The sequence below is a fragment of the Albidovulum sp. genome, assembly GCF_041919395.1.
In the GTDB taxonomy this organism is placed as follows: Bacteria; Pseudomonadota; Alphaproteobacteria; order Rhodobacterales; family Rhodobacteraceae; genus Albidovulum.
The window spans coordinates 17,943-28,879 of the sequence record NZ_JAYRTX010000037.1 but is presented as its reverse complement, the minus strand read 5'-3'; the positions used below and the strand labels follow the sequence as shown (position 1 = coordinate 28,879).

The following is a 10,937-nucleotide window of genomic DNA, read 5'->3' as shown; positions in this document are numbered from 1 at the left end:
CCTTCCCCTGACGCTCGTACGAGAAGATCACGTCATCGGCGTTGAAGTCGCGCGTGGGAGTGAACTTCTCGTTCGACTGCCACTTCACGCCCTTGCGCAGGTGGAACGTGTACTCGGTGCCGTCCTCTGACACTTCCCAGCTTTCGGCCAGGCCCGGCTCGACCTCGGTCGTGCCTTTCTTGAACTCGGTCAGGCGGTTGTAGATCGGATGCGCCGAGGCATCGAAGGTTCCGCCGGCCGTATAGGGCGCCGGATCGAAGCCTTCGGGCGAGGCTTCCGAGCAATAGACGAAGGTCTTGGCCTCCGCCATGGCGGCGCTCAGCGCCAGCGCCGAGGCGAATACGAGAAACTGTTTCAAGGTCCGTTCTCCCTTTCTGGTTGGATTCAGTCTGCCAGCTTATTCGGCAGTTGTGTCGGCTGCGCGCCCGGCCGCGACCGGACGCGCGCGGTCCTGCTGTGGCGCAGGAATGGTCTTCTGCGGAACATAGGCCGACGGCGTCGCGCCGTGGAGCATCTTGCCCGTCCACAGGAGCCGCGCCATGCGATCCCCGGGGTTCGACCAGGAATGCGGATTGCGGCCGAGGTAGTGGATGCTGTCCCCGGTGCGCAGGCGGAACTGCTCGCCGTCGACGACCTGGATGATCTCCCCCTCCAGCACGAAGACGAGCTCCTCACCCGAGTGCTGGACGGTCTCGGAACTGTAGCCGGGCGGCACGTTCAGGAGGAAGGAGGTCAGCTCGTGGCCGGGAAACTCCGCCCCGATCTGCTCATAGGCAATCGAGGAGCCCGAGAGCGAAAAGCGCTGCCGTTCGCCGGCATGCGTCACGCTGTCGGCCTGCCGCGGCGTGGCGATGAAATGATCTATGCCGACGTCGAGCGCGGCCGCGATCTCGGCCAGGGTGCCGAGTGTCGGCACCGCGTTGTCACGTTCGACCTGACTGAGATAGCCCACAGAGACACCACATGCGTTGCTCAGCTCCTGCAAGGTCATCGCCATGAACTGCCGGCGCCTGCGAATGCGTTGACCGAGAGCGATCGCTGCGCCTGCGGGTTTCCGCGCCATCTGGATCCTTGACCGGAAGAGCTGCGTCCTGCGCGGAATTCAGCCGAAATGCTTTGCCAATGCAATAGACATTTTGTCCTGGAAAAATCTTTTTTGTCATTTCTCCGTCGCGTCTCCCGGCCTCGGCGCCTGCCCGCGCCCGGAATGCGACGTGTGACCGGTCCCTCCGGGCAGCCGGGGACCGCAGCGCGGCCCGCCTGACCGGGCGCCGGCTAGCCTTCGGGTTTGTCGCCTGGACCGTCGGGTCGGCGCGCCGGCGCCAGAAACAGCGCCAGCGCGATGACGGCAAGGAGGGCTGCAAGACCCTGGCGTGCCGCCGGCCGCCGCCGGCCGGGCAGCAGCATCAACGCAGAGCGCAGAAGCGCGAAGTTCACCATGCGGGCGCGCCGCCGCTCCGCCGCCCGGCGGAGGATGGCCCGGATGCGCAGCCCCGCAAGGAGCGCGACGAGAGCGTGCGCGGCCGCGACGAGTCCGAGCGCAAGGGCCGTTCCGGCGACCGGGATCAGCGCCGCGACGGCCGCCGCCGCCAGAAGGACCCAGGCCGCGATACCGCAGATCGCGACCAGCACTCCCAGCCCCGCCGCCATGGCGGCCTCCTCGGTGGCGCGTCTCTGCCGTTCCGTCATCGCCTCTGTCTCCCCACGAAGATGCCGGCAACGAGGCCGAGCGCGAAGGCGGCGACAATCCCGCCGAGGGACCGGCCGCTCCGGCGGCCCTCAGCCGGGGGCGCCTCGGCCATCTGCCGGATGCCCCGCGCGGCCTCAAGCGCGCGGGCGACGGCTGCGTCGGGAAGCCCGTCGACTTCGGCCCAGAGCCGGTCCAGCCGATCGCCCGCGACCGGTCGCAGCGCGGCGGCCAGAGCGGCCACGTCGGCGCGGAGCCGGGCGACCTCGCCCTGCCCCGACCCGCTGCCGTCCGCTGCCGTTCGCTCGCCCGTCATCGGCCTTCGTCTCCGCTCCCGCACCGGTTCAGGATTACACTGGCGGACCGCCCGCCGCCCTGACACCGATCATGCGCGCGACGGACGCCCCTGCCAATACCACCACCGGCCCGGCTTTGTTGCCCGGGCGCGGACATCACCTTCCGCAGCGCGGAAATTCCCTGACAGCGCCCGAATCCGGTTGTAGAAGAAGCCATTGCAGGCCCCCTCCGGGGCGATTTCTGAGCGGGGACGAGATGGCGCCGAAGATCGTTCAGGCACCGGAGCGGAACGCGCCCGCCGCCCCCGCGGCAGCCCCCCCGTCAGGGCGCCCGACGCTGAGCGTCGTCGTCGCCGCCTACAACGAGGAGGATGTGCTCGACATTCTCTTCGCGCGGCTCGGGGAGGTGCTTGCAAGCCTCGGCGAAAGCTACGAGATCGTTTGCGTCAATGACGGCAGCCGCGACCGGACGGCGGAGATTCTCGCCGTCCACCATGCCCGCGACCCCCGCATCCGCGTGATCAACCTCGCTCGCAACTTCGGCAAGGAACTGGCGCTGACCGCCGGGCTCGACGCCACCCGCGGGCGCGCCGTCGTGCCGCTCGACGCCGACCTGCAGGACCCGCCCGAACTGATCGGGGAATTCCTGCGGCTCTGGCGCGAGGGCTACGATGTCGTCTATGCCGTCCGCGACGCGCGCGACACCGACAGCTGGCTGAAGCGGACGACCGCGAATGCGTTCTATGCCATGCTGCGGCGCGTCTCGAACGTCGACATTCCGCCCAACGCCGGCGATTTCCGCCTGATGGACGCCCGCGTCGTGGAGGCGCTGCGGGGTATCAGGGAACGCAACCGATTCATGAAGGGCCTGTTCTCCTGGGTCGGCTTCCGCCAGACGAGCGTCGGCTACCAGCGCCCGGTCCGCGCCGCCGGCAAGACCAAGTTCAACTACTGGAAGCTCTGGAACTTCGCGCTCGACGGGATCACCGGCTATTCGACCGTGCCCCTGCGCGTCGCCACCTACTTCGGCCTCATCTTCGCCCTCCTCGCGATGCTTTACGGGATTTACCTTCTGGTCCGCACCATGCTCTGGGGCACCGACGTGCCTGGCTATGCCTCGACGATGGTCGCGGTGATCTTCATGGGCGGCATCCAGCTCGTGGTGCTCGGCATCATCGGCGAATACCTTGGCCGGCTCTACAGCGAAGCGAAGGGCCGCCCGCTCTACATCGTCGAAAGCCGGCTCGGATTCGAGCCGGACAGGACCGGGAACAGCCCCGAGGACAGTCACGGGAATGCCGATGAGTGACATGAAGGCGCCGACCGTTCGACCCTGGCCGATCGACGAACGCACGGCGTTCCTCGCGGCCGTCCTCCTCTATGTCGTCACGACCGCCTGGGGCGTCCTGAACGACGGCTTTCACTCAGACGACTGGCGCCACGTCAACGGCACCTCGCCGCTCTGGACGGCGATCGAGGGGCGCTGGCTTCTGGAGGTCATCTTCCGCGACCTTCTCGGCGAGCGCTTCCTTCTTCCGGTGCAGGTGACGCTGGCCTTTCCCTGCTTCTGGTGGGTCGCGCGCATCCTCGCGGCCCATGCCGCGCCCGAGGGCGCGCGGCCGGCCGCCGCACTCGCGATCTTCGCGATCTCGGTCAACCACATCTACATGGCCGACGCGCTCAGCTTCGAAAGCAACGTCTTCGCCTATCCCTTCGCGCTTGCGCTGTCGGTGGGAGCGTTCGAGCTTCTCTGGCGGGTTTCGGGCAAGGGGCGCGGCGTGCAGGCCCTCGCCGTCCTCGGGGCGGCACAGCTTCTCGCCTTCAGCCTCGCGATCTACCAGACCTTCGCGGAGGCGGGGCTGATCATTCCCGTCCTCGCGCTTCTCAGGATCGACAGGGTGCGCTTCGCCGACGCGGTCCGGATCGCGGCGGTCGGCGCGCTGGCAACGGCCATCGCCGTCGCGCTCTACCTCGCCGAGTGGCGCATCTATGCCGCGCTGCGCGGGATCGAAATCGCGTCGGAGCGGTTCCAGACCACCGATGCCGCCGGGTTCGCCGAGAAGATCGCGGCGCTTCCGGCGGTGTTGCGGAGCCTCCACACCGGCACGCTGATGAACCTGCCGCGCGTGCTCCGGTTCACGCTCGGGCTCTTCGCGCTCGGCGCGCTCGCGCTTCTCGCCCTCGGCTGGCTGAACCGCGGCAAGGGTGCGCGGGTCCTTACGGCCTTCCGCCTCGCCATCGGCGCCGGACTCGCGTTCTTCGTCTTCCCGATCCTCTTCTGGCTCGGCTACGAGACCTATGCGCCGCCGGGGCGCGCCTTCGCCTATCTCGGCTCCTGGATTCCGGCCGTGGCCATCGCCGGGCTGACGCTCGCCAGCGGGCCCGCCCGGTGGCGCCAGGGTCTGGTCGCCACCGGCGCGGCATCGGTCGGCCTCGTTGCCCTCGTCTTCGCGCTCACCGCCTCGGCCTTCTGGTCCGACAGTGCGCGGCTGGGTGCCCGCGACGCAGACCTCGCCCGCGCGATCCGCGCCAAGCTCGCCACGCTCGAGGGCTTCGGGGGCCCGCCCTTCCGCCTCGTCGGCTCGGTGGACTACCCTGAGCTTTCCTGGGGCAGCCTCGCCGGCTGGTCGAGCTTCCATGCCGGCAACCCCAACATCGGCATCTTCCGCGCGCTCTTCGGCGACACGGTCGAGACCGGCGTCCTTCCGGCGAGCCCGCGCGCCTGCCGCGCCTTCCCGGCCGAGGATTCGGCCTTCATCCACGACGGCATCGCCTACCTCTGCCTTCAGGACTTCCGGCCCTTCGTCGAGGAAATGTCCTGCGCCCCTATCCGCGCCGGCGGAACCTTCTGCCTCGGCCCCAGGGTTTTCGCCCATGTCGCGCCCACCTGCCTCGATACGGCCCGCGGCGGACCCGAGATGCGCGTGGCCTTCCACTACCAGGGGCGCAGCTTCGCGCCGGAACGCTCCTTCACCGTCGCCAGCGACGCGGTGCGGATGGAGGACGGCTGCCATACGCTCGCGCTCGCCCCGACCCCCCGGCACCTCGAGGCGATGACCGTGCGCCTGCTCCGCCCCGACGGAACCGAAGCGTGGCGCGAACGGCTGGAACTCACGGATCTGAAACCGTTGCGCTGACCCTCAGAAATCCGCCGGCGGCGTCGCCGTGCGCCGCGGATGCCGGAAGAAGCCGCGCTCCACCACCCGCGCCCGCGCCATCCGCCGCTGCCAGACCAGTTCGCGCTGGAGGTAGATCTCGACCCAGAGGTCGCCGGTCTCGCACCAGGGCGCCTCCACCCAGGCGTGGGCGATGTTGCGCTTCAGCGTCGGCGACCAGAGGGCGGAGGTGACGAAGCCCACCTCGCGGCGCCTGGCGTGATAGACGAGCGCGTTCAGGGCCGGCTTATCTCGGTCGATCTCGATCGCGACAAGCTTGCGCCGGGGCTTCTCCTGCGCAAGCCGCAGGAGCGCCCGTCGGCCATTGAAGTGCGGCTTGTCCAGCGCCACCAGCCAGTCGAGCCCGAGTTCGTAAGGGTTGCGCGCCCGGCCCGGCCTGAGGTGCGTCTCGGAAGAAACGAAATCGACCCGGGGAAGCAGGAACCCCGCCTCGATCCGCGCCATGTCGAGCGCGTGATAGCCGATGACGCGAAGTCCCCTGGGAATCCCCGCCGCCATCAGCGCGTCCCAGACACCGGGCGCGTCATCCGGCGTCATCCAGATCTCGTAGCCGAGGTCGCCGGTAAAGCCCGTGCGCGAGATGGTGACAGGATGAGTGTCGATCCGGAATTCCCTGATCTCGAACGGCTTCAGCGTCTCGATCCCCGCAAGGCCTGCATCCTTCAGCACCGCGCAGGAGGTCGGCCCCTGCAGCGCCAGCCCGGCGATGGCTCCGCTCACGTCCTGCACGCTGACGTCGAAGCCCCAGGCCACGTCGTCGAGCCAGGCGCGCTGCGGTTCCTGGCAGCACAGCCGGAACTCGGTCTGGCCAAGCCGGAAGACGGTGCCGTCATCGACCACATTGCCCTCGGCGTCGCACCAGATCGCATAGGCCACCCGGCCGGGCGCGAGCCTTGCGATGTCGCGGGTGACAAGCCGGTTCACCACGGCCTCGGCATCCGGCCCGGCAATCCGGTACTTCATCATCGGCGAGATGTCGAAGAGCGTCGCCTGATTGCGGATGGCGAAATACTCGAACTCCACCGTGTCGAGCACGGCAGGCGAGGCGATGCCCATCCAGTTCATCCAGGCCTGCTGGTGGTTCAGCGCGACGAGCCGGTCGTGGAACGGACCCGGCACGAGCCCCATCGGCACCGCAGCGCGCGGGCTGGTGTCTGCGGTCATGCCCGCCTCCCGTCCTTCAGGGCCGCACCGGCCGCGTTCCAGCCCGGCAGGCCCGTCACGTCGCCGCCCGGATGCGCGCCCGCGCCGCAGAGGTAGAGACCGGCCACGGGCATCCGGTACTGCGCCGCCCCGGCGAAGGGGCGCAGCATCAGCATCTGGTCCACCCGGAACTCGCCGTGGTGCCAGTGGCCGCCCGGCAGGGCGAAGCGCGCTTCGATGTCGGCGGGCGTGGCAAGGGTGACGCCGGTCACCTTCGCCGCGGTCCCGGGCAAGGCGTCGTCGATCGCCGAAACCACGTTCGACAGCAGCCGGTCGCGTGTCTCCGCCGACCAACCGCCCTTCACGCCGCAGGGCACGAACTGGGCGCTGACCGCCAGCCTGGACGCGCCTGCGTCCCAGTGGCACTCCAATCCGGGACGTTCCGGAATCCCCTTGTATTTTGCGGCGTTGAAGGCGGTTTCCAACATCTTCATGTCGGGCGCGATCACCATCCTGTCGCAGAGGTCCGGCGCGCCGGCGCCCGGCACCCCGGGCGCCGCCCCGAGCGTCAGGTCAAGCCGCGCCACCATCCCCTCGGTCGCCATCAGCCGCGCCCGCCGCGCGTCCTCGGCATCCAGATGGCGCACTCCGAGCAGATCGAGAAGCGTCGCGCGCGGATGCGCGTTCGAGACAACCAGGGGCGCGCGGATCTCCTCGCCGCCTTCCAGCCGGACACCCGCCACCCGGTCGTCGCCGGTCAGGACGCCGGCGACCCGCGCCCCGGTCCTGACCTGCCCGCCCGTCGCCTCCACCGCTTTCACCAGAGCCGCGACGATGGCGCCCGCCCCACCCTCCGGCATCGTTCGCGGCCGGCCGGCGAACCGGTAGAGGAGCGGCAGGACGGTGCCCGGCGATCGCGGCCCCATCGCGCCGCCCAGCGTCGCCTCCATGGCGAGCGCCCCGGAGAGCGGCCCGTCGCCGATCTCGTCGTCCAAAAGGTCCCAGACGTTGGACAGAAGGACGCGCAAAAGTTCGCGCATCTGCGCCCGGCCGAGCATCCGGACGCCGAGGCCCATGCGGGCAAGCGTCATCAGATCGCCCCAGCCGCCGTCGCGCAGCCTGGGCGGAACCTTCGCCATCATCGGCGCGAGCGCCGCGGCATGCCGGCCGAGCCGCCGGTGGAGATCCGCGAAGGCAGCCGCCGCAGCCGCGTCTATGCCGCGCACGCTCCCCCCTTCGATCCGCACGGGCGCGTTGCCGCCAAGGGCGATCGTCGCCAGCGGCCGTCCGGGCCGGAGCCCGTGGCGGTGGAGCGCAAGCGCACGGGCGACCTCCGGGTCGAGTCCCGTGGGCATCGCCGCCACCCGCATCCCTCCGGCCTCGCCCAGCAATCCGCCGGGCGCATCCTGCGCCTCCAGGACCAGCACGCGCCGCCCGGCGAGACCGAGCCGCGCGGCCGCGACAAGCCCGTTGTGGCCCGCGCCGATGACGATGGCATCCGGGCTCATGCCGCCGCCCCCATGTCGATCCTGCGGCCGAGGTCGCGCAGCACCTCGCGCGCCGCGTTCGCCCCCGGCGCGCCCATGACGCCGCCGCCCGGATGGGTCGAGGAACCGCACATGTAGAGGCCCCTGATCGGCGAGCGGTACTGCGCATAGCCCGGCACCGGGCGGTTGAAGAGAAGCTGGTCGAAGGTCAGCTCGCCCTGGAAGATATTGCCCTCGGTCAGCCCCACCTCGCGCTCGATATCGGCCGGGGTACGCACCTCCTTGTGGACGATGAGGTCACGGAAATCAGGGACATGGCGCGTGATCTTGCCGATCACCGTCGCGGCGAAGGCCTCCCGCTTCGCGTCGTCCCAGGGTCCGTCCGCCAGCTCGTAAGGCGCATACTGCACGAAGACCGTGGCATAGTGCTTGCCCGGCGGCGCCATCGTCGGGTCGATCTGCGTCGGGATGAGGAAGTCGACGTAAGGGCTTGACGACCAACGTCCTTCCTTCCAGTCGTCATAGGCGCGCTCGATCTCGGCCATGTCGTCGAGGAAATGCAGGTCGCCGCGCAGGAAGCGCGCCCCCTTCGGCGCGGCGCGGAAGGTCGGCATCCCGTCGAGCGCGATGTTGAGCTTGCCCGAGGATCCGCGGAAGCGGTAGCGCCTGACCGCCTTCAGGAAATCCTCCGGCAGGTCCGAAGCCTCGGTGTGATCGACGAAGGTCCGCCGCACGTCCATGCCGGAGATCACGGTATCGGCCTCGAACTCGTCGCCGTTCTCCAGCGCGACACCGGTGACACGGCCCCCCTTCACGAGGAACCGGTCGATGCTGGAGCCGGCGCGAATTTCGCCCCCCGCTGCGCGGAAGCTCGCCGCCATCGCCCGGGTGATCGCGCCCATGCCGCCACGAGCAAAGCCCCAGGCGCCGATGGAGCCGTCGACCTCGCCCATATAGTGATGGAGAAGCACGTAGGCCGTGCCCGGCGAATAGGGACCGAGCCCCGTGCCGATGATCCCCGACCCGGCAAGGTGCGCCTTGACGATGTCCGAATGCAGGTGCTCGTCGAGGAACTCGGCGATCGAGAGCGTCCAGAACCGCACGGTCTCGGCCATGTCGCGTTCGCCGAGGTCGTGGAAGCGGCGGCCGATGTAGAGAAGCTCCGAAATGTCGCGCGGCCGGAACGACGTCGGGTCCGGCGCCGTCCGCAGCAGGAGCGGCTTGATGAAACGGCACTGCTTCATCACCGCGCGGGCATAGCGTTCGTATCCGTCCGCGTCGCGCGGGTCGTGGCGAAGAAGCTCGCGCCTGAGCGCATCGTGGTCCGAGGAATAGTTGAAGTACCCGCCTTCGGAATTGAAGGTCGCACCGCTTTCGTAGGGGATGACCTGCAATCCGTGCTTCGGCAGTTCCAGCGCCCGGATGATCTCGGGCCTGAGGAGCGAGCAGACGTAGGAGCAGTTGGAGTAGGTCCAGCCGGGCACCAGTTCCCGGCTAACCGCCGCGCCACCGACATACTCGTTCTTCTCGACGACAAGCACCTTCAGCCCCGCGCGCGCCAGGAAGGCGGCCGTCGTCAGCCCGTTATGCCCGGCTCCCGCAACGATGGCGTCGTATTTCAAGGCTGCCCCCCAGTCTTCTTGCCCCGACTCCTTTCCGCGAGCGTAGCAGCATTCTGAACGCCCAGTCAAAATAATATCTGAGCGCTCAGTCAGAAAATGCTTTTCCGGCGCGGGGCGCAGGACTACATCACTGGGAGGGACCGGACGGAGCGGACGCATTGGACGAAAAGGTTTCCCCCACCTCCCGGCGCACGCAGGCACGGATCATCGACGCGGCGGTCGAGTCCGTCGCAGCCCACGGCATCTCGGGCACCACGCTCGCGACGGTCGCGAAGGGTGCGGGCGTGTCGCAGGGTGTGCTGGTCTTCCACTTCAAGACCAAGGACGGCCTCCTGACGGAGACGTTGCGCCGGCTGTCGGAGGAATACCGCGCCGCCTGGGAACCGGCGCTGGCCGAGAAGGACCCGCTCGACCGCATCCTCGGTCTCGTCAAGGCCGACTTCGGCGCCGCCGTCTGCAGTCGCAGGAAACTCGCCCTCTGGTTCGCGTTCTGGGGCGAGGCGGGCGCGCAGCCGCTCTTCAGCGCGATCTGCGAGGCGGCCGAGGAAACCCGGTACCGGGCCATGGTCGCGGCCTGCGAGGCGCTCGCCGCCCGCTACGGCACGCCCGACCCCGCACTCCTGGCCAATGCCATCGACGCGATGACCGACGGGCTCTGGCTGCAGCTTCACATCTACGGCAGGCGGCTTACGCGCACCGCGGCGCGCGACTTGGCGCTCGGGCACCTCAGGCTCCTCCTGCCCTCGCTCGCCGATCGCATCTGAGGCGCGACATCGGATTGTTGCGGCAAATTCTCCGGGGGCCCGGGCGATGTGCCCCCGGTCGCCGCGCTTGCCAAACGCCGCCCCATGCGCGACTCCTGTGCGGCACTTTGAGGAAAGGACGCCGGGGCATGGCAAGGATGGCGGACGAGCCGCGCAGGGCCCGCGACGTGACGAAGGAGCGTCACAGGAAGGCCCTGATCGCGGCGACGGCCGACGCCATCCTCGAGCACGGGCTCGCGAACGTCTCGGTCAGCCGCATCCTCGAACACGCGGGCCTCTCGCGCGGAATGGTCAACCTGCATTTCGGGAGCAAGGCGAACCTGCTCGTCGAGGTCGTGCGGCACTTCTCGGAAGCCTACGGGGCCCACTGGCAGGCGGCGATGGCGGCCGCGGGTCCCCGCCCCGAGGACCGGCTCCGCGCGCTCATCGCGGCCGACTTCGACGCAGCCGTGCTCAACCGCCGCATGATGGCCGTCTGGACAGCCTTCCGGGGCGAGGCGCAGACCTCGCCTGCCTACATGCCCTTCATCGACAGCCGCGACGCGCGCCTGCAGGCGGCCTTCACGGCGATCTGCACCGAACTTGCTGCTGCGGGGCCTTACCCTTCGGTCGACCCGACCCTCGCCACCATGGCCTTCCTCGCCGTGCTGGAAGGGCTCTGGAGCGATTTCCACCTCTACCCCGACCGGTTCGACCGCGACGCCGCGCGCGCGGTCGTCCTGCACATGGCACGGGCGTTCTTTCCCCGCCACTTCGCCTGAG

The 10,937-nt window shown here is 69.3% G+C and carries 11 protein-coding genes; 4 read left to right on the top strand and 7 right to left on the bottom strand.

The window, feature by feature from the left end:
* From ACMUOO_RS08270 to ACMUOO_RS08255, 4 genes are all read right to left on the bottom strand, one after another.
* Positions 1-310, bottom strand: a 310-nt coding sequence (locus ACMUOO_RS08270) for an ABC transporter substrate-binding protein (RefSeq protein WP_413854999.1), incomplete at its 3' end; no start/stop codon positions are given.
* Between the two features lie 87 nt (positions 311-397).
* Positions 398-1,063, bottom strand: a complete 666-nt coding sequence (locus tag ACMUOO_RS08265; RefSeq protein WP_301918860.1) for a helix-turn-helix domain-containing protein — start codon at positions 1,061-1,063, stop codon at positions 398-400.
* 212 nt (positions 1,064-1,275) lie between these two features.
* Complete coding sequence (locus ACMUOO_RS08260) at positions 1,276-1,689, bottom strand: hypothetical protein (protein WP_301918859.1); 414 nt, start codon at positions 1,687-1,689, stop codon at positions 1,276-1,278.
* Positions 1,686-2,003, bottom strand: a complete 318-nt coding sequence (locus tag ACMUOO_RS08255) for a hypothetical protein (RefSeq protein ID WP_301918858.1) — start codon at positions 2,001-2,003, stop codon at positions 1,686-1,688. The genes ACMUOO_RS08260 and ACMUOO_RS08255 overlap by 4 nt, the downstream gene beginning before the upstream one ends.
* Positions 2,004-2,239: 236 nt before the next feature.
* On the opposite strand from ACMUOO_RS08255, the gene ACMUOO_RS08250 reads away from it, so the two are divergent.
* On the top strand, positions 2,240-3,292 hold the full coding sequence (locus tag ACMUOO_RS08250; protein WP_301918857.1) for a glycosyltransferase family 2 protein: 1,053 nt from the start codon (positions 2,240-2,242) through the stop codon (positions 3,290-3,292).
* Entirely contained in the window at positions 3,285-5,120 is a 1,836-nt protein-coding gene (locus ACMUOO_RS08245; protein WP_301918856.1) for a glucosyltransferase domain-containing protein, read from the top strand. Before ACMUOO_RS08250 ends, ACMUOO_RS08245 begins: the two co-directional genes overlap by 8 nt.
* Positions 5,121-5,123: 3 nt before the next feature.
* Here ACMUOO_RS08245 and ACMUOO_RS08240 read toward each other — a convergent pair whose 3' ends face one another.
* From ACMUOO_RS08240 to ACMUOO_RS08230, 3 genes are read right to left on the bottom strand one after another with little or no spacing between them, the layout of a single operon-like run.
* Positions 5,124-6,323 (bottom strand): aminomethyltransferase family protein, encoded by a 1,200-nt coding sequence (locus tag ACMUOO_RS08240; RefSeq protein WP_301918855.1) that lies wholly within the window; start codon positions 6,321-6,323, stop codon positions 5,124-5,126.
* The gene (locus tag ACMUOO_RS08235) at positions 6,320-7,810 is read right to left on the bottom strand and encodes a phytoene desaturase family protein (protein WP_301918854.1); all 1,491 of its coding nucleotides are present in this window, start codon (positions 7,808-7,810) and stop codon (positions 6,320-6,322) included. Before ACMUOO_RS08235 ends, ACMUOO_RS08240 begins: the two co-directional genes overlap by 4 nt.
* The gene (locus tag ACMUOO_RS08230) at positions 7,807-9,411 is read right to left on the bottom strand and encodes a phytoene desaturase family protein (RefSeq protein WP_301918853.1); all 1,605 of its coding nucleotides are present in this window, start codon (positions 9,409-9,411) and stop codon (positions 7,807-7,809) included. Before ACMUOO_RS08230 ends, ACMUOO_RS08235 begins: the two co-directional genes overlap by 4 nt.
* A gap of 158 nt (positions 9,412-9,569) precedes the next feature.
* On the opposite strand from ACMUOO_RS08230, the gene ACMUOO_RS08225 reads away from it, so the two are divergent.
* Both ACMUOO_RS08225 and ACMUOO_RS08220 read left to right on the top strand, forming a co-directional pair.
* Positions 9,570-10,175, top strand: a complete 606-nt coding sequence (locus ACMUOO_RS08225) for a TetR/AcrR family transcriptional regulator (protein ID WP_301918852.1) — start codon at positions 9,570-9,572, stop codon at positions 10,173-10,175.
* A gap of 128 nt (positions 10,176-10,303) precedes the next feature.
* Positions 10,304-10,936: a TetR family transcriptional regulator C-terminal domain-containing protein gene (locus ACMUOO_RS08220; RefSeq protein ID WP_301918851.1), complete on the top strand. Its 633-nt coding sequence runs from the start codon at positions 10,304-10,306 to the stop codon at positions 10,934-10,936.
* Position 10,937 lies beyond the last annotated feature (1 nt).